The sequence below is a fragment of the Conexibacter woesei DSM 14684 genome (assembly GCF_000025265.1).
Classification (GTDB): domain Bacteria; phylum Actinomycetota; class Thermoleophilia; order Solirubrobacterales; family Solirubrobacteraceae; genus Conexibacter; species Conexibacter woesei.
Genome location: NC_013739.1, coordinates 3,208,496 through 3,230,075, shown reverse-complemented (window position 1 = coordinate 3,230,075; position 21,580 = coordinate 3,208,496). Strand labels below are relative to the sequence as shown.

Annotated in this window: 26 protein-coding genes and 1 tRNA gene; 10 read left to right on the top strand and 17 right to left on the bottom strand. The window is 74.3% G+C overall.

Annotation, left to right across the window (positions count from 1 at the left end; all coding sequences use genetic code 11):
• The first annotated feature begins 64 nt into the window (after positions 1-64).
• On the top strand, positions 65-1,039 hold the full coding sequence (locus CWOE_RS15090; RefSeq protein WP_012934494.1) for a LysR family transcriptional regulator: 975 nt from the start codon (positions 65-67) through the stop codon (positions 1,037-1,039).
• Between the two features lie 83 nt (positions 1,040-1,122).
• Here CWOE_RS15090 and CWOE_RS15085 read toward each other — a convergent pair whose 3' ends face one another.
• From CWOE_RS15085 to CWOE_RS15080, 3 genes are all read right to left on the bottom strand, one after another.
• Positions 1,123-1,407, bottom strand: a complete 285-nt coding sequence (locus CWOE_RS15085; protein WP_012934493.1) for a hypothetical protein — start codon at positions 1,405-1,407, stop codon at positions 1,123-1,125.
• Positions 1,404-1,589, bottom strand: coding sequence for a hypothetical protein (locus CWOE_RS32840; protein ID WP_012934492.1), 186 nt, complete (start codon positions 1,587-1,589; stop codon positions 1,404-1,406). Before CWOE_RS32840 ends, CWOE_RS15085 begins: the two co-directional genes overlap by 4 nt.
• Positions 1,590-1,709: 120 nt before the next feature.
• Positions 1,710-3,425 carry a SulP family inorganic anion transporter gene (locus CWOE_RS15080; protein WP_012934491.1) on the bottom strand — a complete coding sequence of 572 codons (1,716 nt, stop codon included), beginning with the start codon at positions 3,423-3,425 and terminating at the stop codon, positions 1,710-1,712.
• Positions 3,426-3,458: 33 nt separating this feature from the next.
• On the opposite strand from CWOE_RS15080, the gene CWOE_RS15075 reads away from it, so the two are divergent.
• Positions 3,459-4,415, top strand: a complete 957-nt coding sequence (locus tag CWOE_RS15075) for a D-isomer specific 2-hydroxyacid dehydrogenase family protein (RefSeq protein ID WP_012934490.1) — start codon at positions 3,459-3,461, stop codon at positions 4,413-4,415.
• Here CWOE_RS15075 and mnmA read toward each other — a convergent pair.
• Entirely contained in the window at positions 4,409-5,944 is a 1,536-nt protein-coding gene (mnmA, locus tag CWOE_RS15070; protein WP_236262104.1) for a tRNA 2-thiouridine(34) synthase MnmA, read from the bottom strand. The two genes, CWOE_RS15075 and mnmA, sit on opposite strands and share 7 nt — an antisense overlap.
• Before the next feature lie 54 nt (positions 5,945-5,998).
• Between mnmA and CWOE_RS15065 the strand changes: the two genes are divergently transcribed.
• A complete protein-coding gene (locus CWOE_RS15065) occupies positions 5,999-6,364 on the top strand; it encodes a hypothetical protein (RefSeq protein ID WP_012934488.1) in 366 nt (121 codons plus the stop codon).
• Positions 6,361-6,756, top strand: coding sequence for a hypothetical protein (locus CWOE_RS15060; protein WP_012934487.1), 396 nt, complete (start codon positions 6,361-6,363; stop codon positions 6,754-6,756). The genes CWOE_RS15065 and CWOE_RS15060 overlap by 4 nt, the downstream gene beginning before the upstream one ends.
• Here the strand turns inward: CWOE_RS15060 and aspS are convergent.
• From aspS to CWOE_RS15025, 7 genes are all read right to left on the bottom strand, one after another.
• On the bottom strand, positions 6,725-8,515 hold the full coding sequence (aspS, locus tag CWOE_RS15055; RefSeq protein WP_012934486.1) for an aspartate--tRNA ligase: 1,791 nt from the start codon (positions 8,513-8,515) through the stop codon (positions 6,725-6,727). The genes CWOE_RS15060 and aspS overlap by 32 nt on opposite strands.
• Positions 8,512-9,771, bottom strand: a complete 1,260-nt coding sequence (hisS, locus tag CWOE_RS15050) for a histidine--tRNA ligase (RefSeq protein WP_012934485.1) — start codon at positions 9,769-9,771, stop codon at positions 8,512-8,514. The genes aspS and hisS overlap by 4 nt, the downstream gene beginning before the upstream one ends.
• Before the next feature lie 2 nt (positions 9,772-9,773).
• Entirely contained in the window at positions 9,774-10,415 is a 642-nt protein-coding gene (locus CWOE_RS15045) for an MBL fold metallo-hydrolase (protein WP_012934484.1), read from the bottom strand.
• Positions 10,412-10,810, bottom strand: a complete 399-nt coding sequence (locus CWOE_RS15040) for a hypothetical protein (RefSeq protein ID WP_012934483.1) — start codon at positions 10,808-10,810, stop codon at positions 10,412-10,414. Before CWOE_RS15040 ends, CWOE_RS15045 begins: the two co-directional genes overlap by 4 nt.
• A 69-nt stretch (positions 10,811-10,879) precedes the next feature.
• The gene (locus CWOE_RS15035; RefSeq protein WP_012934482.1) at positions 10,880-11,356 is read right to left on the bottom strand and encodes a hypothetical protein; all 477 of its coding nucleotides are present in this window, start codon (positions 11,354-11,356) and stop codon (positions 10,880-10,882) included.
• A 36-nt stretch (positions 11,357-11,392) separates the two neighbouring features.
• Entirely contained in the window at positions 11,393-12,301 is a 909-nt protein-coding gene (locus CWOE_RS15030; protein WP_012934481.1) for a formimidoyltetrahydrofolate cyclodeaminase, read from the bottom strand.
• On the bottom strand, positions 12,289-13,233 hold the full coding sequence (locus tag CWOE_RS15025) for an aminopeptidase (protein WP_012934480.1): 945 nt from the start codon (positions 13,231-13,233) through the stop codon (positions 12,289-12,291). Before CWOE_RS15025 ends, CWOE_RS15030 begins: the two co-directional genes overlap by 13 nt.
• A 33-nt stretch (positions 13,234-13,266) precedes the next feature.
• On the opposite strand from CWOE_RS15025, the gene CWOE_RS15020 reads away from it, so the two are divergent.
• Both CWOE_RS15020 and CWOE_RS15015 read left to right on the top strand, forming a co-directional pair.
• A complete protein-coding gene (locus CWOE_RS15020) occupies positions 13,267-14,124 on the top strand; it encodes an aldo/keto reductase (RefSeq protein WP_012934479.1) in 858 nt (285 codons plus the stop codon).
• Positions 14,125-14,134: 10 nt separating this feature from the next.
• On the top strand, positions 14,135-15,343 hold the full coding sequence (locus CWOE_RS15015; RefSeq protein ID WP_012934478.1) for a saccharopine dehydrogenase family protein: 1,209 nt from the start codon (positions 14,135-14,137) through the stop codon (positions 15,341-15,343).
• Positions 15,344-15,356: 13 nt separating this feature from the next.
• On the opposite strand, the gene CWOE_RS15010 is transcribed toward CWOE_RS15015, so the two are convergent.
• From CWOE_RS15010 to CWOE_RS14995, 4 genes are all read right to left on the bottom strand, one after another.
• Positions 15,357-15,947, bottom strand: coding sequence for a DNA-3-methyladenine glycosylase I (locus tag CWOE_RS15010; RefSeq protein WP_012934477.1), 591 nt, complete (start codon positions 15,945-15,947; stop codon positions 15,357-15,359).
• Positions 15,948-15,963: 16 nt separating this feature from the next.
• Positions 15,964-17,466 (bottom strand): fused MFS/spermidine synthase, encoded by a 1,503-nt coding sequence (locus tag CWOE_RS15005; protein ID WP_012934476.1) that lies wholly within the window; start codon positions 17,464-17,466, stop codon positions 15,964-15,966.
• Between the two features lie 54 nt (positions 17,467-17,520).
• A tRNA-Met gene (locus tag CWOE_RS15000) sits at positions 17,521-17,594 on the bottom strand.
• A gap of 31 nt (positions 17,595-17,625) precedes the next feature.
• Positions 17,626-18,282, bottom strand: a complete 657-nt coding sequence (locus tag CWOE_RS14995; protein WP_012934475.1) for a hypothetical protein — start codon at positions 18,280-18,282, stop codon at positions 17,626-17,628.
• 38 nt (positions 18,283-18,320) lie between these two features.
• Between CWOE_RS14995 and CWOE_RS14990 the strand changes: the two genes are divergently transcribed.
• Complete coding sequence (locus CWOE_RS14990; protein WP_012934474.1) at positions 18,321-18,764, top strand: group III truncated hemoglobin; 444 nt, start codon at positions 18,321-18,323, stop codon at positions 18,762-18,764.
• A 24-nt stretch (positions 18,765-18,788) separates the two neighbouring features.
• On the top strand, positions 18,789-19,373 hold the full coding sequence (locus tag CWOE_RS14985) for a hypothetical protein (protein ID WP_012934473.1): 585 nt from the start codon (positions 18,789-18,791) through the stop codon (positions 19,371-19,373).
• A gap of 6 nt (positions 19,374-19,379) precedes the next feature.
• Here CWOE_RS14985 and CWOE_RS14980 read toward each other — a convergent pair whose 3' ends face one another.
• Both CWOE_RS14980 and CWOE_RS14975 read right to left on the bottom strand, forming a co-directional pair.
• Complete coding sequence (locus CWOE_RS14980; RefSeq protein ID WP_012934472.1) at positions 19,380-19,772, bottom strand: VOC family protein; 393 nt, start codon at positions 19,770-19,772, stop codon at positions 19,380-19,382.
• A 46-nt stretch (positions 19,773-19,818) separates the two neighbouring features.
• Positions 19,819-20,448 (bottom strand): alpha/beta hydrolase family protein, encoded by a 630-nt coding sequence (locus CWOE_RS14975; RefSeq protein WP_012934471.1) that lies wholly within the window; start codon positions 20,446-20,448, stop codon positions 19,819-19,821.
• A 59-nt stretch (positions 20,449-20,507) separates the two neighbouring features.
• On the opposite strand from CWOE_RS14975, the gene CWOE_RS14970 reads away from it, so the two are divergent.
• Entirely contained in the window at positions 20,508-20,876 is a 369-nt protein-coding gene (locus CWOE_RS14970) for a VOC family protein (RefSeq protein ID WP_012934470.1), read from the top strand.
• A gap of 11 nt (positions 20,877-20,887) precedes the next feature.
• A complete protein-coding gene (locus CWOE_RS14965; protein WP_012934469.1) occupies positions 20,888-21,577 on the top strand; it encodes an alpha/beta fold hydrolase in 690 nt (229 codons plus the stop codon).
• Positions 21,578-21,580: the final 3 nt, after the last annotated feature.

Below are 21,580 nucleotides of genomic sequence, written 5' to 3'. Positions count from 1 at the left end.
TCTTCTTCCGTTCCTACCTTTGCGCGTCTAAGGTGACTGTTCAACCGGGGTTAAGTGATCGCTTATGACACTCGCCCAGCTGCAGTCGTTCGTGCTGGTGGCCCGGCTCGGATCGGTCCGAGCCGCGGCGGCCGAACTGGAGGTGACCGACCCGGCCATCTCCGTCGCCGTCGGCGCGCTGCGCCGCGAGTTCGGCGACGAGCTTTTCGTGCGCTCCGGCCGCGGGATCGCGCTGACGCCCGGCGGCCGCCGGCTGGCAGCGCTCGCGAGCGAGATCCTCGGCCTCGCCGAGCAGGCGCGCCGCTCGGTGCGCGACACGCCGGATCAGCCGCGCCGGATCGAGGTCGCTGCGACCGGCGTCGTCGCCGAGCACGTCGGGCCGCTGCTGGACGCCTTCGGCGCGCGCGACGACGACCTCGAGATCGCCGTCGACGCCGTGCCGGGCGCCGGCTTCGCCGACCTGCTCGAGCACCGCCGGGCCGACATCGCGCTCGGCCCCCACCCCGGGCTCGAGCGCGCCGCAACGATCGCGACGGTGCCGTTCCTGCGCTGCCGCTGCGTCGTCGTCGCCACGCCGGGGCATCCGCTCGCGCGCCGGCGCGGGATCGCGCCGTCGGCGCTGGCGGCCGAGCGCTGGCTCGTCGGCCCGCCCCCGGTCGACCCGACGACCGGCGTCGGGCTGTTCTTCGAGCGCCACGGCCTCGCGCCGCGCGAGATCGGCGTCTACACGAGCCACGCCGCCGCGATCGCCGCGGCGGGGGCGGGCGACGGTATCGCGCTGACGCTGCACCACTCGGTCCGCGTCGAGCTGCGCCGGCGGACGCTCGTGCCGCTCGACGTGCGCGGCACGCCGCTCGTGGAGCTGTGGCACGCCTCGACGCTCGGGCTCGACCGCGCGCCGCCGGCGGCGCTCGCGCTGCAGCGCTTCGCGACGACGCCGGAGGCGATGCACGCGATGTCGGCCGGGCGCGCCGGCACGACCTCCGCGCGCGCCCGCCCGCCGGTCCACGTGACGCTGTGGAGCTCGGTCGCGCCCTGACGCGACGGCGCCGCTGCCGGCCGGACGACGACGCGGCAGCGGGCCGAACGTCGAGCCGGTATGAGGAAGGCAGGGTGCTTACGCTAGGCCGAGACCGGCTGCAGCGCGTTCGCCGGGAAGACGTAGCGCTGCGGCGGAGCGGCGGCGCGAGCGCGGCCGGCGCTGTCGCGCTCGGCCCACAGCCCGCTGCCGGTCGCCTTGCGGCTGCTGGTCTGCGGCTCCCCGCCCATCTTCAGGATCCACGCCTCGATCTCGGCGAAATCCGAGCCCTCCGCGAGCATCGCGGCGCGCTCGACCGTGTGGCCGCCCGCCGCGTCAGGCCGCGCGAGCCGCACGACGAGCGCGTGGATCGTGCTGTCGTCGATCACCTCTGTGACCAGGAGGTGCGGCGCGAGGACGGCTCGCCGTCCGCTTCGCGTCTCGCCGCCTCGGCGCGACGTCTGGCCGCCTCTTCCTTGAGCCGGACCTGCTCGGCCTTGAACTTCGCGCTCTGCTGCTCGGCGCTCTGGCGCTTCGCTGTGGAGGGCGACGGCCGGTGCATGGCTGCCATGTCGGCAACTCCTCAATCCCGTCCCCTGGGAAGAATGCGGCCTGCGCTGGGCGGGGCGGTAGAGCCAGCAGGGCGCTGTTTCACCACACAGGATACCGCGATGTGCCGGCGACTCCCGTCTCAGCGCTCGCGGGCGCCGCCGGCGCGGTGTGTCGCCTGCGCCGCGGCGACCGCCGCCGCGACCGTCGGATAGGCGTCGTCCTGGAGGTCCTGCGCCCCGCCGCGGCGGAGCATGTCGCGGACCTGACCGGAATCCTGCGCGATGAGCAGCGCGACCCCCCGGCGGCGGCAGTCCGACGCGGCCTCGTCGAGCATCTTGACCGCCGTGACGTCGATCGAGGCGACCGCCTCGGCGTCGAGCACGATCGTGTGGACGCCTCTCCAGGCGGCGTGCCGTCTCAGCTCGGCGCGGACCGCGTCGGCGTTGGCGAAGAACAGCGCGCTCTCGACTCGCAGCACGACGACGCCGTCGGGTTGGACGTTGTCGGGGTGGCGCGCGACGTCGCCGTACAGCTCCCGATCGCCCGGAATCCGGCCGAGGACGGCGACGTACGGGCGCGACGCGCGGTAGAGCAGCAGCACGAACGAGACGGCGATCCCGATCACCAGGCCGGGCAGGGTGTCGAACAGCAGCACGCCGAGCAGCGCGGCGACCGCGGCGATGAAGTCGGGCCGCGCGGTCACGTTCGCGAAGCCGCCGAGCCGCCCGCTGTACGTCGCGTAGAGGGAGCGCAGCGAGCGCACGTCGATCAGCTCGACCACAGCGGCGATCACGACCGCCGACAGCGTCGCCTCCGGCAGCTGCTCGAACAGCCCCGTCAACAGCAGCAGCGTCACGATCGTCATCACTGCGACGACGAGCCCCGAGACCTGCGAGTTCGCGCCGGCGGAGCCGTTGACCGCCGTCTTGGAGAGGCTGCCGTTGACGACCATCCCGCTCGACAGGCCTGCAGCGACGTTGGCCGCGCCGAGCCCGATCAGCTCTCTGTTCGTGTCGATCTCGTAGTGGTGGCGCGCGGCGTAGGTCTTCGCTGCGCCGAGCCCTTCCGCGAAGCCGACGAGCATCACCGCGACCGCGCCGCCGGCGAGGTCGCCGTAGTCGCGCAGGTCGAGGCCGCCGGGCGTCCCGAACGACGGCAGGCCCGAGTCGATGTGGCCGACGATCGCGACGCCGTGGTCGTCGAGGCCGAAGACGGCGACGGCGAGCACGCTCAGCAGCACCGCCGCGAGCGAGCCCGGGACGATCGGCGCGACGCGCCGCAGGCCGAGCACGAGCGCAAGCGACGCGAGCCCGACGACGAGCGTCAGGACGTGCGTGTCGCCGAGCTTGCCGAGCAGGTCCCAGAGCTTGTCGAAGAACTCCCCCTCGCCGCCGGAGACGCCGAACAGCTTCGGCAGCTGACCGACCAGGATCGTCAGCGCGAGCCCGACGATGAAGCCCTTCAGGACCGGCTCGGAGATGAAGCTGGCGAGGAACCCCAGCCGTGCCAGGCCGGCGATCAGCGCCGCGAGCCCGACGCAGATCGCCAGCGCCGCCGTCATCGCTGCGAAGTGACCGCCGGAGCCGGCGACGAGGTCGCCGACCGTCGCCGCCGACAGCGCCGCCGTCGCCGACATCGGCCCGACGACGAGATGGCGGGAGCTGCCGAAGAGCGCATACAGCAGCAACGCGCCGGGGGCGGCGTAGAGGCCGACGACCGGCGAGACGCCCGCGATCGACGCGTACGCCAGCGACTCAGGGATCAGCACCGCCCAGACGGTCAGCCCGGCCAGCACGTCGCCGCGCAGCCACTCCCTCCGGTACCCCCGCAACGATGGGAAGAGGCCCCCGATCACCGTGCGCGATCGTACCCCGATACGGTGCGGCGCATGACTTCTTTGCGCGTGTTCGTCGGCCCCGATGCGGAGCCGGAGATCGTCGATGCCGTGCGCGCGGGCGGCGGGACGCCGGCGGACGGCGCCGGTGCGGCCGACGCGATCGTCTGGCTCGGCGCGCCCGATGCGCTCGTGCCGCTGCTGCACGACGGCGTCCGCTGGGTGCAGCTGCCGAACGCGGGCGTCGAGCGGTGGCTGGAGGGTGGGCTGATCGGGGGTGCGAGCGGGGACGCCGCCGGCGGCGCGGTCGCGGGCGGCGGTGCGGAGCGCGTCTGGACCTCGGCCGCCGGCGCCTACGCGGACACCGTCGCCGAGCACACGCTCGCGCTCGTGCTCGCCGGCCTGCGGCGGCTGCCGGAGTGCGCGCGGGCGCAGGCGTGGGACCGCTCGCTGGAGGGCCGCTCGCTGCGCGGCGCGACGGTCGCGATCGTCGGCGCGGGCGCGATCGGCCGCGCGCTGATCGGCCTCCTGGCGCCGTTCGGCGCGCGCGTGATCGCGGTCACCCTCCGCGGCGCGCCGGTCCCGGGCGCCGCGGAGACGCTGCCCGCCGCGCGGCTGGCGGAGGTGTGGCCGCGGGCCGACGTCGTCGTGCTCGCGGCGCCGGCGACCGACGCGACGCGCCACGTCGTCGACACCGCCGTGCTGCGCGCGCTGCCGTCGCACGCCTGGATCGTCAACGTCGGACGCGGTGCGCTCGTCGACACCGACGCGCTCGTGCAGGCGCTGGCGGCCGGCGAGATCGCCGGCGCCGCGCTCGACGTGACCGAGCCCGAGCCGCTGCCGTCCGACCACCCGCTGTGGCGCGAGCCGCGCGCGCTGATCACGCCGCACGTCGCCAATCCCGACGCGGCGATCCACACCGCGCTGGCCGCGTTCGTCGCCGACAACGTCGCGCGGCGGCGCGAGGGCCGCGAGCTGCGCGGCGTGATCGACGTCGCCCGCGGCTACTGAGCGGGCGCCGTCGCCGCCGGGCGGTCGATCGTCGCCCAGCCGATCACGACGTCGCCGTCCATCAGGCAGGCGAGCTGGCCGGGGGCGGCGCCGTCGACCGGCTCCTCCAGCGCGATCTCCAGGCGCCGGTGGGTGCCGGCGGCCGGCGCCCCGACGACGCGCGCCGGCAGCGGCTTCGCGCGGTAGCGCAGCTTGACGCGGTCGACGCGCGCACCGTCGCGGTGCAGCCGCGCTCCGCGGACGGGGACCGAGGTCGTCGCGAGCTGTGCGCGGGTACCCGCGACGACGCGGTTGCTCGCGGGGTCGGTCCGCAGCACGTACAGCGGCTCCTCGGCAGCGACGCCGAGCCCTCTGCGCTGGCCGACGGTGAAGCCGTGGTGGCCGGTGTGCGCGCCGATCACGTCGCCGGCGGCGTCGACGACCTCCCCCGGCCGCTGCGCGATCCCGGCGTGGCGGGCGAGGAACTCGCTGCGGCTGGTGCCGGCGAGGAAGCAGAGGTCCTGCGACTCGGCCTTGCTCGCGACGGGCAGCTCCGCCTCGGCCGCGAGCGCGCGGACCTGCGGCTTGGTCAGGTCGCCGAGCGGGAAGCGCAGCCGCGCGAGCGAGGCCGGCGCGAGCGCGGCGAGCATGTACGTCTGGTCCTTCCACGCGTCGGCGGCGGCGCGCAGCAGCGGGCCGTGCTCGGCGGGCGCAGCGGCGTGCTCGGCCGGCGCGGCGGCGGGCTCAACGGGCTCGGCCGGCTCGACGCGCGCGTAGTGGCCGGTCGCCAACGTCGCGGCGCCGAGGCGGTCGGCCAGCTCCAGCATCGCGTCGAGCCGCACGTGCCCGTTGCAGCGCACGCACGGGTTCGGCGTCAGACCTGCGGCGTGGTCGTCGAGGAACGGCGTCACGACGCCCGCGCTGAACTCCTCGCGCAGGTCGAGCGTCAGGTGCGGCAGCCCCATCCGATGCGCGAGCGCCCGCGCGAAGCGGACCGCCTGCGCCGAGCAGCAGGAACGCTCGCCGTCGTTCTGCTCGTCGGCCCACAACTCGAGCGTGACGGCGACGACGTCGCCGCTCTCGCGCGCGGCGAGCAGCGCCGCGACGGCGCTGTCCACGCCGCCGGACATCGCGACGAGGGTGCGGTGCGGCGGGGGCGCGGCGGGCGGCGGCAGCGCGGCGGCGGCGCGCGCGGCCGTCCCCAGCGCGCGGGCGAGCGCGTCGGCGACCAGCTCGGCGGCGTGGAACTTGCCGGCGCTCAAGCCGCCGAGCGCATCGGCGACCTGATGGGCGCCGATCCGCGCGACGTCGAGCAGCGGCGCGTCGGCGACCAGCTCGCTGACGGCGCTGCACGCGGCGAGCGTCGCGCCGCACGCCTCCGCCTCCCAGCCGACCTCCGCGACGCGCTGGCCGCTCGGGTCGAGCGCGAGCGTGAGCCGCACCACGTCGCCGCACAGTCTCGTCCCGGCGACGCCGGTCGCGCCGCCCTCCGGCGCACGACCGCGCCCGTGGGCGGAGGCGAGATGGTGCTCGAACAGCTCGGGGTCCACGCACGCGAGTGTAGAGGCGCGCATCGCGGCAGCCGCATGCGACAGACTCCCCGCATGCTCGACGCGGCACGAAGGCTCTACGCGCACGGTCAGCGGACGGTCGGGACGCTCCCGTCGATGCCGCTCGTCGCGTGCTCGTTCGGCCTCGCGATCGCGTGCGGTCTGCTGATCTCCGAGGCAGCCGGCGAGAGCGCCGCGTTCGTCGCGCTCGCGGTGATCGTGTTCTACTGCGCGCTGCGCCCCTCGGGCCGCTGGACCGTCTTCGCGATCTCCGCGCTCCCGGTCGCTGGGAGCGCGATCGCGGCGGACGTGCTCGACGTCTCGCGCGCCGCCGCGGCGCTGCCTCTGATTCCCGTGATGCTGCTCGCGCTGGCGAACCAGGACCGCGAGGACCGCGCGCGTCGCGCGGGGCCCGCATGAGACGCGCGCTGCCCGAACCGGCACGGCGCCTGCTCGCGCCCGGCCGGCGCACCGTCGGGGTCCTTCCGTCCGCATGGGTCGTCGGCGTCTGCGTCGCGGTCGCGATACTCGCGGACGCGCTGCTGGCTGACGGACCGGCGCTGTCCGTCGAGGTCGCGTGCCTCGCCGTCGTCCTCGTCTACTGCGCGCTGCGGCCCGCGGATGGGCTCACCGTCCTCGGGCTCGCCGTGCTTCCGGCGGCGGCGAGCGCGATCGTCGGCGACGGCTTCGAGATCCCTCGCTGGACGATCGCGCTGCCGCTGAGCGGCGTGATGCTCGCCTTCCTGGTCGCGCAGGACCGCGAGGACCGCGCGAGACGCGCTAGCCAGCCGGCGCCGGCGCCGCCGGCCTGACCGGCACTCTGACGCCCAGCTCTCTCAGCTGCGCGGCGTCGACCGGCGCGGGTGCGCCGGTGAGCGGGTCGGCGCCGGTCGCCGCCTTCGGGAACGCGATCACGTCTCGGATCGAGTCGCGGCCGGCGAGCAGCGTCACGATACGGTCGACGCCCATCGCGATGCCGCCGTGCGGCGGGGCGCCGTATCTGAACGCGTCGAGCAGGAAGCCGAAGCGGGCCTGCGCGTCCTCGGCGCTGAGGCCGAGGATCTCGAAGACCTTCTGCTGCACCTCGGGCGTGTTCGTACGGATCGAGCCGCCGCCGATCTCGGAGCCGTCGAGCACGAGGTCGTAGCCGCGCCCGCGCAGCGCGCCGGGGTCGCCGTCGAGGTCACCGACGGGCGCCGTGAACGGGTGGTGCACAGCGGTCCAGCCGCCGTTGTCGGTCGGCTCGAACATCGGGAAGTCGACGATCCAGAGGATGTCGTGACGGTCCTCGGGCACGAGCGAGAAGCGCTCGGCAAGGTCGAGCCGCAGCGCGCCGAGCGACTGCGCGGCGACCGCTGCGGAGTCGGCGACGATCAGCAGCAGGTCGCCGGGCGAGGCCTCCAAAGCGCCCGTCACGGCGGCGATCTCCTCGGCCGAAAGCGCCTTCGCGACCGGCGAGCGCCACGTGCCGTCCTCCTGCACGAACGCCCACACGAGCCCCTTCGCACCGTGCTGTCTGGCCAGCTCGGTGAGCGCGTCCAGCTCTCTGCGCGGCAGCTCGCGGGCGCCCGCGTTGAGACCGCGGACGACGCCGCCCGCGGCCAGCGCTCCGGCGAAGACCTTGAACTCGGTCCCCGCGAACAGCGAGCCGAGCTCGGAGATCTCCAGCCCGAAGCGCGTGTCCGGACGGTCGGACCCGAACCGCAGCAGCGCCTCGTCGTAGGACATCCGCGGCCACGCCGGAGGAGCGACGGGGAAGTCGGTCGCGGAGAAGATCGCGCCCATCACCGACTCCATCGTCTCGATCACGTCGTCCTCGTCGACGAACGACAGCTCGAGGTCGAGCTGGGTGAACTCGGGCTGGCGGTCAGCGCGCGTGTCCTCGTCGCGGAAGCAGCGGGCGATCTGGTAGTAGCGCTCGTAGCCGCCGATCATCAGCAGCTGCTTGAACAGCTGCGGCGACTGCGGCAGCGCGTAGAAGGCGCCGGGCTCTATCCGCGCGGGCACGAGGTAGTCGCGCGCCCCCTCCGGCGTCGAGCGCGTCAGGATCGGCGTCTCGATCTCCATGAAGTCGCGCTCGGTCAGCACGTTGCGCATCGTGTGGACGACCTGGTGGCGCAGCTTCAGCGCCTCCTGCAACGGCGCGCGGCGCAGGTCGAGCGTGCGGTGACGCAGACGCAGCAGCTCGTCGACCGGGCCGTCCTCGTCGATCGGGAACGGCGGCGTCTCGGAGGTCGCCAGCACCGTCAGCTCGGCGACGTTCAGCTCGATCTCGCCGGTCGGCAGGTTCGGGTTGACGTTGCCGTCCTCGCGCCGCACGACCTCCCCCACCGCGCTCAGGACGTGCTCGGAGCGGAGCGCGTGCGCAGCTCTGTGCGCGGCCGGCGCCTGGTCGGGGTGGAAGACGAGCTGGACGATCCCGGAGCGGTCGCGCAGGTCGATGAAGATCAGCCCGCCGTGGTCGCGGCGGCGGTGGACCCAGCCGGCGACGCGCGCGGGCTGCCCGGCGCGGGCGGCGGTCAGCTCCCCGGCCCAGGCGTCGCGATAGCCGTTTGCGCGCGGTGTCCTCATGCCAGCGTCTTTCCCTTCTTCAGCACGACCGGGATCACCCGGCCGGGTTCGAGTTGTTCCTGCTCTCCGGTCTCCATGTCCTTCAGCGTCGCGCCGTCCTCGCCGAGGATCGCGACGAACCGCGCGCCGGCGCGAGCGGCCTGCTTCAGCTGGCCCTTGAGCGAGCGGCCGGCCAGCTCGAACTGCGCCGAGAGGCCGGCGCGGCGTGCCTCCCACGTCAGCTCGAAGCCGATCGCGCGGGTCGGCCGATCCGCCACCGCGTACGCGACGTAGAGGTCGAGGATCGGCGGCGGCACGCGCTCCTCGCCGGTCGCCAGCAGGATCCGCTCGATCCCCGCCGCCCAGCCGATGCCGGGCGTCGGCGGGCCGCCGAGCTGCTCGACGAGGCCGTCGTAGCGGCCGCCGCCGGCGACGCCGGACTGCGCGCCGAGCGCGTCGCTGGTGAACTCGAACAGCGTACGGGCGTAGTAGTCGAGGCCGCGCACGAGCGTCGGGTCGACCTCGTAGGCGAGGTCGGCGCCGTCGAGCAGCGCACGCACCTCGGCGAAGTGGTCGGCGTCCTCGCCGGTGAGGCGGTCGAGCAGCAGCGGCGCGCCGGCCATGACCGAGCGCGTGCCCGGGTGGTCGGCGTCGAACGCGCGCAGCGGGTTGAGGTCGATGCGGCCGCGGACCTCCTCCGACAGCTCGCCCTCGTGCGCGCGCAGGTACGCCTGCAGTTCCGCTCTGTAGGCGGCGCGCGTCTCCGGCGTGCCGAGCGATCCGAGCCGCAGCCGCACGTCGCGCACGCCGAGCGACTCCAGCAGCTCGGCGAGCAGCAGGATCGCCTCGGCGTCGACGGCCGGGTCGGCCGAGCCGATCGCCTCGGCGCCGACCTGCCAGAACTGGCGGTAGCGGCCGGCCTGCGCGCGCTCGTAGCGGAAGAAGCTCGACAGGTACCAGAGCTTCACCGGCTGCGGCAGCTTCTGCATGCCGTGCTCGACGTAGGCGCGCGCGACCGGCGCAGTCCCTTCGGGGCGCAGCGTGACCGATCGTCCGCCGCCGTCCTCGAAGGTGTACATCTCCTTCTGCACGATGTCGGTCGAGGCGCCGACGCCGCGCGCGAACAGCTCGGTCGCCTCGAACGTCGGCGTCTCGATGCGGCGGTAGCCGGCCGCGCCGAGGATCTGACGGGCGGCCGCCTCGACGTGCTCGCGGCGGGCGGCGTCGTCGGGCAGCACGTCGTACGTGCCGCGCGGGGCCTGGAGCTTCTGCGCCATGCCTACGCGACGAGGTCCTGGAGGAACGGGTTGCTGGCGCGCTCGGCGCCGAGCGTCGTGACGCCCATGTGGCCGGGGAAGACCCGCGCCTCGTCCGGGTATGCGTCGAGCAGGCCGGCGATCGATCTGAGCAGCGTCTGATGGTCGCCGAATGGCAGGTCGGTGCGGCCGATCGAGCCCTGGAAGAGGACGTCGCCGGAGAACAGCGCCGAGCCGTCAGCCAGCGCCCACGTGACGTGGCCGGGGCTGTGGCCGGGCGTGAAGACGACGTCGAAGTCGAGCCCCGCGAGCGAGACGCGCTCACCGCCGCCGACCAGCTCCTCCGGCTCGTGGTTCTCGAACGGGCCGATCCCGGGCCACGGGACATATCTGTCGATGTCGAGCATCACGTCGCGCTCGAGCGCCGGGCAGTAGACCGGCGCGCCCGTGGCGCGCGCGACCGGCGCGACCGCGCCGACGTGGTCGAAGTGCGTGTGCGTGAGCAGGATCGCGTCGAGTCTGACGCCGAGCTCGTCGATCCCCGCCAGCAGCCGGTCGGCCTCTTCGCCCGGGTCGAACAGGACGGCGCGGTCGCCGCCCTGCGCCCGCGCGAGGTAGCTGTTCTCCTGAACCGGCCCGACGGTGAAGGGGACGACCTCGATCACGCGTCGTCTCTCTTGGCGGGCTTCGCTGCGGCCCGCTGCTGGAGTCTCTTCGCCTGGCGCCGTCTGTAGATGAAGAGGTCGGTGTAGTAACCCATCGGGACGTAGACGAGCAGCATGAAGAGGGCGATGAAGACCTTGCCGGCGAACGGCTGCTCTCTGAAGAACAGCACCAGCAGCAGGAAGAAGAAGATCGTCGCGACGCCGGCGCGATTGATCGCGCCTCTCCAGGTCGGCGGGCTGTCGAGCCGCTGCATCCGCCGCGCCCGCGCGTCGTCCTTCGTCGATGCCTTGCGCTCGTCGGCCGTCGGCTTGCGCCCGGTGCGACCGCGCGCCTCCACCTGGCCGGCGGCGTTGCCGCGGTGCTTGGTCTGCCGCTTCTTCTTCGTCTGTGCCATGGGTACTAGGAGATTAGTGCAGCGACCGCGTGCCGCGCCGCCGCCTTCGCGCCCCAGCCGGCCGCGCCGTCACGTCCCGCCGGACTGGAGCGCCCGCTCGAGTCTGCGGCGCGCGTCGAGGATGTCGTCGGACGCTCTCCGCAGCCGCACCGCGTTCGCGGCCGCGACCGGCGGCCCGGCGACAGAGGCAGAGACGGCGACCCGCCAGAGCCCGTCTCTCTCGCGCACGATCGCGTCGTGCAGCTCGTCGACCGCGGCGACGAGCGACGGCGGCGGGTCGAGCGCGGCGAGCGCCTCAGCTTGGTCGTCGGCCCGCACCATCAGCTCGCCGAACGTCTCCTCCAGCTGTCTTCTGGTGCGCAGGCGGGCGTGCAGCAGCTCGAACTCGACGTCGTCGCGCAGCTGGGTCAGGTCGTCGCCGAGCGCGCGCACCCCGTCGGCGGTCTGCGCGCGCGGCGAGCGGTCACCGCAGCCGGCGGCGAGCGGCGCCGCCAGCGCGGCGACCGCGAGCGCGGCCACGAGCGGGCTGAGCCGGTGCGTTCGCATCGTCGCGAACGCTACGGACTCGGCGCGGGCGCCGGATCAGCTGCCGGCCCGCAGCGCCCGCTCGATCAGATGGCGCGCGGGGTCGAAGCCTGGGATCGGGAGGTCGGCGGGGAAGCCGGCGAACGCCTGCTCGGGCGCGAGCGCGACCAGCTCCGCGCGGGCGATCGGAGCGCGCGCGGCGATCGCCGCGACGACGTCGCGCAGCGGCGTCAGGTCGGGCCGCTCGACGTTCATCGACAGCTGGATCTCCCCCGCACGCTCCAGCTGCAGGCCGATCGCGCGCAGCCCCGGCAGCTCTGCGTCGCCGCCTTCGCGGATCGCCGCGGCGATCGCGCGCGCCTGCTCCAGCGTCACGGGCGGGCGCAGGACGACGTTGAACGCGACGAGCGGCGGGCGCGCCGCGACGAGCGTGGTGCCCGCGGTCGGGTGCGGGCGCGGCGGGCCGAAGTCGGTCGCCAGCTCGCCGTCCGCGAGCCGCGCGGCCAGCGCCGCCGGACCGCCGCGCCGCAGCTGCGCGCGCGTGCGTCCCTGCGCGAGCGCGCCGTAGAGCAGGACCGGCAGGCCGAGGCGGGCGAGCAGGTCGGCGGCGAGCAGCGCCTCCGCGCACGCGGCGCCGCGGTCGTCCGGCGTCAGGTGGACGACCGGCGCGACGTCGAGCGCGCCGACGTGCGGGTGGACGCCGTCGTTGGCGCGCAGGTCGATCCGCGCGATCGCCTCGCGCGCGCCGGCGGCGAGCGCGGGAGCGAGCGCGCCGGGCGCGCCGGCGAGCGTGACGACGGAGCGGTTGTGGTCGGGGTCGCGGTGGACGTCGAGCAGGCGCACGCCGTCGCCGCCGGTGAACGCCGCCGCGATCGCGTCGATCGCGTCGTCGTCGCGGCCCTCGGAGACGTTCGGGACCGCGAGCAGCACCGGCGCCGCGTCGGCCGCGTCGCTCAGAGGACCCATCTGCCGGCGTCGAGCACGCGCGTCGAGCCGACGTCGAGCGTCGGCTCCAGCACGACGACGTCGAGGTGGATCGGAACCGAGACGGTGCCGCCGATCCCCATGCTCGCGCCGAACGCGACATGGACCGTGCCGAGGATCTTCTCGTCCTCGAGGATGTTGCCGGTGAGGATCGCGGCGTCGTTGGTGCCGACGCCCAGCTCGGCGACGTTCGTCCCGTTCGGGCCGTGCGTGCTCAACCGTTCGAAGAACTCCGGCCCGAGCGGGCCGTCGGCGGCCGTCAGGTGGCCGTCCTCGACGGTCAGGATCACCGGCTCGGGCGAGATGCCGAGCGGCGCGAGCGACGAGGCGACGAGCCGGCCGCTGCCGGACAGCGGGGCGATGAAGCCCTCACCGGCGGGCAGGTTGCCGAACGTGCCCGGCCGCGTCATCTCGCCGATGTCGGCCATTCCCTTGCGACCGCTGAGGTCGAGTCGCAGGTCCGAGCCGCGCGCGCAGGTGATGTGCGCCGCGTCGGCGTCGGTCAGCAGCTGCGTGACGGCGAGCGTGCGCTCCTTCATCTGCGCGAAGTCGACCGACATCACACGGGCGATCATCTCGGCGGTCGCGCCCGGCAGCGTCGCGCCGCGCGAGCCGAGGTCGTTCGACGCCTTGCGCGCTCTCGTGTGCGACAGCGAGCGCGACGTCGGCGCGAGGTAGACGTCGCAGGCGGTCAGCGCGGCAGCGATCGGCGGCGGCGGCTCGGTGCCGTCGTTCTCGCGCTCGTCCATCATCGCCAGCACGGCGTCGGCGCCGTAGCGGGCGGCGGCGTCGCGAAGCGCCTGCGCCAGCTCGCGCGATCCCGGGTCGCCGATCACGAGCACGTTCTCACCGGATCTGATGTCGAGGCAGCGCTCCATCACGGTGTTCAGCGCGCGTTCAAGGTCGTCGGACATGGGCGGCACGCTACCAGGGGTATCGTCGCTCCCATGACCACGACAGCGAGTGCATCAGGCACGTTCAAGATCGGCGGCGACCTGGAGGTGACGCGGCTCGGCTTCGGCGCGATGCGGATCGTCGGCCCGGGGCGCTGGGGCGAGCCGCGCGACCGCGACGAGGTGCTGCGCGTGCTGCGGCGGCTGCCCGAGCTGGGCGTCGACTTCATCGACACCGCCGACTCCTACGGGCCGTTTGTCTCCGAGGACCTGATCGCCGAGGCGCTGCGCCCGTACGAGCGCGTCGTCGTCGCGACGAAGGGCGGCTTCACGCGCCAGGGCCCGAACGTCTGGACGGAGGTCGGGCGGCCGGCGTACCTGCGCCAGTGCGTGCAGATGAGCCTGCGGCGGCTCGGCGTCGAGCGGATCGACCTCTACCAGCTGCACCGCATCGACCCGCTGGAGGACCGCGGCGCGCAGTTCGCCGAGCTGAAGGCGTTCCAGGACGAGGGGCTCGTCCGCCACCTCGGCCTCAGCGAGGTCACGGTCGAGGAGATCGAGGCCGCGCGTGAGGTGTTCGAGGTCACGACCGTCCAGAACAGGTTCAACCTCGTCGACCGCTCCGCGCAGGACGTGCTCGACTACTGCGAGCGCGAGGGGATCGGCTTCATCCCCTGGTTCCCGCTCGCCTCCGGCGCGCTGGCCGCGCCGGGCGGCGTCGCCGCCGAGGTCGCCGCCGCGCACGCCGCGACCCCGGGACAGGTCGCGCTCGCGTGGCTGCTGCAGCGCAGCCCGGTGATGCTGCCGATCCCCGGCACCAGCTCGGTCGCGCACCTGGAGGAGAACGTCGCGGCCGCCGCGCTGACGCTGTCGGACGCGGAGATGGCGCAGCTGGAGGCCGCCGCGGCGTAGGGTTGGCCGCATGGCCAGGAATTCGGAGCGGGAGTACGACGTCGTGCTGCTCGGCGCGACGGGGTTCACGGGCGCGCTGACGGCGGAGTACCTCGCCCGCGCGGCGACGGGTGCCGACGCGAACGGCGTCGCGCCGACGCGTCTCGCGCTCGCGGGGCGCAACATGGAGAAGCTGCGGGCGCTGACGGAGCGGCTCGGCGTCGAGCTGCCGCTCGTGCACGCCGACGTCGAGGACGCCGCGTCGCTGCGCGCGCTCGCGGAATCCGCACGCGTCGTCGCGACCACCGTCGGCCCCTACATCCGCTACGGCGAGCCGCTCGTCGCCGCGTGCGCCGCGGCCGGCACCGACTACGCCGACCTGACCGGCGAGCCCGAGTTCGTCGACCAGATGTACGTGAGACATCACGCCGCCGCGGTTCGGAGCGGCGCGCGGCTCGTCCACTGCTGCGGCTTCGACTCGATCCCGCACGACCTCGGCGCGCTCTTCACGGTGCAGCAGCTGCCGGCCGGCGTGCCGCTCCAGCTCGACGGCTTCGTCCGCGCCGGTGCGAGATTCTCCGGCGGCACGCTCGACTCGGCCCTGACCGCGTTCTCGCGCCTGCGTTCGTCCGCGCGCGTCGCCGGCGAGCGGCGCAAGCTGGAGGGCCGCGGCGACGACGGCCGGCGCGTGCACGGCGCGCGGACCGTCCCGCGCCACGTCGGCGGCGCGATCGGCTGGGCGCTGCCGCTGCCGACGATCGACCCGCAGGTCGTGCTGCGCTCCGCGCGGGCGCTCGACCGCTACGGCCCCGATTTCACCTACGGCCACTACGCGGCGGTGAAGCGGCTGCCGGTCGCGGTCGGCGCGGGCGTCGCGCTGCCGGCGCTCGTCGCCGCGGCGCAGCTCGGCCCGGTCCGCAATGCGCTGAGAAGCCGGCTCGGCTCCGGCGAGGGCCCGAGCGAGGCGGAGCGGGCGCGGTCGTGGTTCAAGGTCCGCTTCGTCGGCGTGGCGGGCGGCGGCGACGGAGCGGGCGACGCCGCGAGCGCGCGCGTGACGTGCGAGGTCGCCGGGGGCGATCCCGGCTACACCGAGACGGCGAAGATGCTGTCGGAGTCGGCGCTCTGCCTCGCGCACGACGAGCTGCCCGAGATCAGCGGCCAGACGACGACGGCCGTCGCGATGGGCGACGCGCTGCGCCGCCGGCTGGAGCGCGCCGGGATGACGTTCCGCGTGCTCTGAGCGCCGCGCGGTCCTACGCGGCGGCGCCCGAGGCCGCGCGCGCCGCCTCGACGTCGGCCCGCACCGGGCAGCCGGCGAGGTGGTCGTTGACGACCCCGCACGCCTGCATCGCCGCGTACGCCGTCGTCGGCCCGACGAAGCGGAAGCCGCGCCGCTTCAGCTCCTTCGCGAGTGCTCTCGACTCCGCCGTCGTCGCGGGCACGCCGCTCGAGCCGTCGGCGCCGCCGGCCGGCGCGGCGGGCGCGAACGACCACAGCAGCTCGCCGAGGTCGACGCCCTCGTCGCGCAGCGTCAGCACCGCGCGGGCGTTGGCGATCGACGCCTCGATCTTCGCGCGGTTGCGGACGATCCCGGCGTCGCCCATCAGCCGCGCGACGTCACCGTCGCCGTAGCGCGCGACCCGCTCGGGGTCGAAGCCGTCGAACGCTGCGCGGAAGGTCTCGCGCTTGCGCAGGATCGTGATCCACGCGAGGCCGGACTGGAACGCCTCGAGGCAGACGCGCTCGAACACCGCGCGCTCCTCGCGCACCGGGAAGCCCCACTCGGTGTCGTGGTAGCGCTCGTAGAGCGGGTCGCCGTCGCCGAAGCAGCGCATCGCGCGCATGCTGTCAGACCGGCGGTCAAGAAGACGTGGTGAGCAGCTGGTCGACGGGTGCGTAGTCGTCCCGGAGAAGCTCTCCGTCCTCTGCGAAGCGCTCGACGGCGGCGCGGTCGTAGTTGTCCGCGTCGAGGATGCCGAACCCGCTTCCGTCCGGAAGGGGCCGGTCGGAGGCGAGCAGCACGCTGTTGCCGCCGCCGGGATTCCCGTCCGCTCCGGGTATCGCGACGAGCTGCACGTGCTCGAACAGCGGCAGCATGGTCGCCGCCTCGGCGCGCAGCAGGTTGAGCGGCGGCCGGTCGATCACGTTGAGCGCGTAGAGCCCGCCCGGCTTCAGCACCCGGCGGACCTCCTGCATCCACTCGCGCGTCGCGAGATGCCACGGGACGGCGAGGTTGCCGAACGCGTCGCCCACGACGACGTCGGCGCTGGACGCCGGCTCGTCGCGCAGCGTGGTGCGGGCGTCTCCGACCGTCACGCGGAGATCTGGCGTCGTTCTCAGCCCCAGTCGTTCCCGTGCGAGGTCGACCAGTTCGCCGTCGACCTCCAACACGTGAGCGCGCGAACCCGGTCGCGACGCCGTCAGCCAGCGCGGAAGCGTGAAGCCGCCGCCACCGACGAAGACGACGTCGAGCGGCTCCGGCGCGCGCGTGGTTCGGTCGATCGCGTCGGCGATCCACTGCACGTAGCGGTATCTCAGGTAGGTCGGGTCAGCGAGGTCGACGTAGGAGTGGCGGACGTCGTCGAGCAGCAGCTCGCGGCCCGTCGGGCGCTCCGCGTCGGCCACGATACGCGCGCAGTGGTAGGTGCTCTCGGCGTCGCACGGCGTGTCGCGCGTCGCTGCCAGCACGGCGAGCGCGACGGTCGCCGCGACCGCTCCCGCGCCGGCGGCTGAGCCCAGCGCGCGCGTGTAGAGGCCGAGCGCCATCCCGACCAGCACGAGCAGGATCCCGACCGCGAGCACGGCGCTGCTGACCGGCATCAGCGGGACGAGCACGAAGCCGGTCCCGAACGTGCCGAGCAGCGCACCGGCAGTCGCCCACGCCGAGAGACGGCCGACGACCGTGCCGCTCGCGCGCAGGTCGCGCAGCTGCAGCCGCACCACGGTCGGCGAGACCGCGCTGAGGACGGCGGCGCTCGGCACGAGCGCCAGCAGTGTGATCCCGAGCGCCGCGACGTCGCCGCCGCCGCGCGCGCCGGGACCGAGCGCGCGCACGATCGGGACGGTCAGCAGCGCGAGCAGGCCGCCGCCGATCAGCAGCACGACGACGAGCCGGCGCGGGTCGCGGCGGTCGGCGAACCATCCGCCGAGCGCGGCTCCGACGGCGATGCCGGCGAGCGCGGCGCCGATGATCGACGTCGTCGTCTCCAGCGTCAGCCCGACGTAGGGCGCGAGCAGCCGCACCGCGAGGATCTCCAGCACGAGCACCGCGCCCGAGGCGACGAAGACCGTCGCCGCGGCGACGGCGGGCGCAAGCGAGATCGGGGCCGGCTGAGCGCCCTCGGGGGCAGAGGTCGTGGCCATCGGCCGACGTTAACGAAGAAACGCCAGCCCGGTTGCCGAGCTGGCGTCGTGCGATACCTGGGGGGAGACTCGAACTCCCGACCTCAGCATTATGAGTGCTGCGCTCTAACCAGCTGAGCTACCCAGGCGCGGGGGCGCGAAGGATAGCGGAGGCGGCCGCTAGCGCGGCTCGACGCCGCGTCTGGTCAGACGCATGTCGCCGAGGTCCTCGCCGAGCAGGTAGCTCCCCGCCGCCAGCTCGCGCGCCCGCTCGCGCCAGCGCGCGAGCCCCGCGGCGTCGCCGCGCCGCTCGTACTCGTTGTAGGAGCCGGCGATCACCGTCGTCCACGAGTCGAGCCGCTCCGCGTACGCCTGCGCGTAGGCGTCGCCGAGGTCGCGCGTCGACCAGCCCCAGCGCGGCAGCCCGGCATGCGCCTGGCGGACGAGGTCGCCCGAATCGATCTGCGCCCTGATCGCGTCCGCGTGCTCGCCGACGGCGAGCCGTTCGATCAGCTCCGCGCGGACCTGCGCCGAGATCGCGGCCGACGGCCGGTAGCGCAGGGCGCGGTACTGCGCCCGCGTCGGCACGGGTGCTCTTCTCGCTCTCGGCGGCCTCGGCCGTGGCGCCGCGTCGGACGGGCCGGGCACGGTCCCGTCGCAGATCAGCGCGAGGTACCCGCCCGTCTCGCCTGACATGTCCGGCTGCCACGTCGCCTGGCATCTCGCGCTCGCGGGCACCGCGACGACGGCGGCCAGCGCACACGTCGCGACGAGACCTCCGAGCAGGCCGAGCAGCCGCGAGCGGGACCGGGACGTGATCGCCACGAGCTTCGTCATACCCCGCTCAGAGCATATGACCCGCCATAGTTCTCTCCATGCCACGCGACATCGAGAGCCGCGCCGACTGCGAGCGACTGGTGCGCGCCTTCTACGGCCGCGCGCTCGGCGACCCGGTGATCGGGTTCATCTTCGTCGACGTCGCGAAGCTCGACCTGGAGGAGCACGTCCCGGTGATCGCCTCGTTCTGGGAGACGATCCTGCTCGGCGCGCGCTCCTACGGCGGCGGCGCGTTCGCGCCGCACGCGGCGCTGCACGCGCAGGTCGAGCTGCGCGCCGGGCACTTCGAGCGCTGGCTCGCGCTGTGGCGGGCGACCGTCGACGAGCTGTTCGCGGGCGAGCGGGCGGAGCTGGCGAAGTCGCACGCGCAACGCGTCGCCGGCGCGTTCCACGGGCGGCTCCAGACGCTCCCCTCCCCCACGGCTTCGGTCTCAGGGCCGGCCGGGCTCGCGATCAGCCGCCACGGCCCGATCGACAGCTGAAGCCCGGTGCATTAGGCTCGGACGATGCGCTCTGGGCTGCTCGCAGCCGCCGCCGTCGTCCTCGCCGCCTCGCTCGCCGCTGCACCCACGGCGCTCGCCGCGAGACCGAGAGCGCCGCGCTGTCCCGCCCGCGGCGCCACCGTCGTGACGCAGACGAGAGCGGCCGTCGTCTTCGTCGACGCGCGCACCGGCGCCTACCGCGGCTGCCTGCGGCCGCACGGCAGAGCCCGCCGGCTCGCGACGCCGGACGAGATCTACTCGACCGTCGGCGCGGTCACGCTCGCGGGCCGCTGGGTCGCGTTCTCGTTCTCGCACACGCCGGAGTGCAAGGCCGACTGCCCGCCGGGGGTGACCGGCAGCGGCTACGTCGCGCTGGTGAACCTGCGCGACGGCCGGCGCTACAGCGCGAACGCGCTCAGCCCTGCTGCACTCGCGCTGACCGTCCGCGGCACGCTCGTCTATCTGCTCGGCGACGCGCTGCACGCGCTCGACCGCGCCGGGGACCGCGTCCTCGACACGGGCGACATCGCGCCCGCGTCGGTGAGAGCGAGCGGGACGACCGTCACGTGGACGAACGCCGGCGTCGCGAAGTCGCAGACGTTCCCGTGACCTCGCTCAGGCCGGGTTCGGCGCGTAGCGGTGGTGGATGTCGAGCGCGTTGCCGGCCGGGTCGAGGAAGATCGCCTGGTGGCAGACGCCGCTGTCGATCAGCTCGCTGACGAATCTGACGCCTTGCGCCTCGAGGTGGGCACGCGCGGCCGGCACGTCCTCGACTGCGAACGCCACCGGCACTCTGTGTGCCTGGAACTCCTGGCCGAACGCGGTCGGCTCCATCACCGCGATCGTGAGGTTCCCGGCCTGGAACTCGGTCGCGGGCATGTCGCCCCACTGCTTGCCGCGCGGCAGGCCGAGCACCTGCTCGTAGAAGCGCACCGACTCGTCGTGGTCTCTCGCCGGCACGGTGACGAAGTCGACACCGGCGATGAAGCTGGCGGGCGTTGCGGTCATCGGTGACTCCTCTTTGCGGTGAACGACGAACTTCTATCAGGCATGCTCAGGCGGTCAGCGTCTCCAGCCACGCGCCGACCGCGTCGCCGACGGCGCCGACGTCGCTGCGCAGGCTGTGGTCGCCGGCGACGACCGCGACCGTCCGGCGAGGACCGGCGGGCGGCATCCCGAACGTGTCTCTCTCCCCCTGCACGACGAGCACCGGGACCGTGACCGCGTCCAGCTCGGGCAGGCGGCTTGGCGGCGGCCCTCTCGCCTTCGCGGCCGCCGATCTGCGCGCGGGCGGGACGAGCGGGAACGCCAGGCACAGCACACCGGCCGCGCCGGTCGCCGCCGCCGTCCGGCACGCGACGCGTGCACCCGACGAGCGGCCGCCGACGATCAGCGGCAGGCCGCGCAGCTGATCTGCCGCGAGCTGCTCCAGCACCGCGATCCAGGCCGCGTCGAGCTGTCTCGCCGGCGCCGGCGAGCGGCGCCCGGCGACGCGGTAGGGCTGCTCGACGAGCGCGACCGAGATCCCCTGCGAGCGCGCGGCGGCGGCCGCCGCCTGGAGGTCGCGCGCGCCGACGCCGCCGCCGGCGCCGTGGCCGAGCACGAGCGCCGCGCGCGGCGCCTCGACGGGATCCGGATGCACGCGCGCCGGGCCGTGCGGGGTGTCGACTTCGAACGCGGTCACGCTGGGAATCCTCCCACCTGACAACGAGCGCCGGGGGATCGGCGCGGAAGGGAGCGCAGATGGGACAGCCAGTCGTCCACTTCGAGGTGATCGGGAGAGACGGAGCGCGCCTGCACGACTACTACGGCCGGCTCTTCGGCTGGCAGATCGACGCGAACAACCCGATGGGCTACGGCATCGTCCAGCGCGACGGGAACGTCAACGCCGACGGTGCCGGGATCGGCGGCGGGATCGGGACCGGGCCCGAGGGGTATGAGGGCCACGTCACGTTCTACGTCGAGGTCCCCGACGTCGAGGCCGCGCTCGCGCAGGCCGCGTCGCTCGGCGGCACCCGCATGATGGGCCCGGACAAGGTGATGGAGGGGGTCGAGATCGGCCTCTTCCAGGATCCGGAGGGTCACGTCGTCGGCGTCGTGAAGGGGATGTAGCCTGCCGCCGCATGACCACATTCGCGTTGATCCACGGCGGCGGCGACGTCGGCTGGTCGTGGCACCTCGTCGCCGCTGAGCTGCAGGCCCGCGGCCACGACGCCGTCGCGCCCGACCTGCCCTGCGACGACGACTCCTCCACGTTCGACGACTACGCCGACACCGTGGTCGACGCGCTCGGCGACCGCGCCGGCGACGGCGGGCTCGTCGTCGTCGCGCACTCGCTCGGCGGCTTCACCGGCCCGCTCGTGTGCGAGCGCGTCCCGGTCGACCGGCTCGTGCTGCTGGCGGCGATGGTCCCCGCACCGGGCGAGCCGCCTGGCGATTGGTGGGAGAACGTCGGCTACGGGCCGGCGGTGCAGGAGCAGGCGGCGCTCGACGGCGGTCTCACCGGCAACGACGACGAGCTCGTCTCGTTCCTGCACGACGTGCCGAGCGAGCTCGCGCGGGAGGCGCTCGCGCGCGGGCGCGACCAGTCCGGTACGCCGATGACGCCGCCGTGGCCGCTCGCCGCTTGGCCCGACGTGCCGACGCACGCGCTGATCTGCCGCGACGATCGCTTCTTCCCGCCCGCGCTGCTGCGCCGGGTGGCGCGCGACCGCCTCGGCCTCGTCGCCGACGAGATCGACGGCAGCCACTGCGTCGCGCTCAGCCGCCCGCGCGAGCTGGCGGAGCGGCTGGCCGCCTACGCGGAGGCCTGAGCG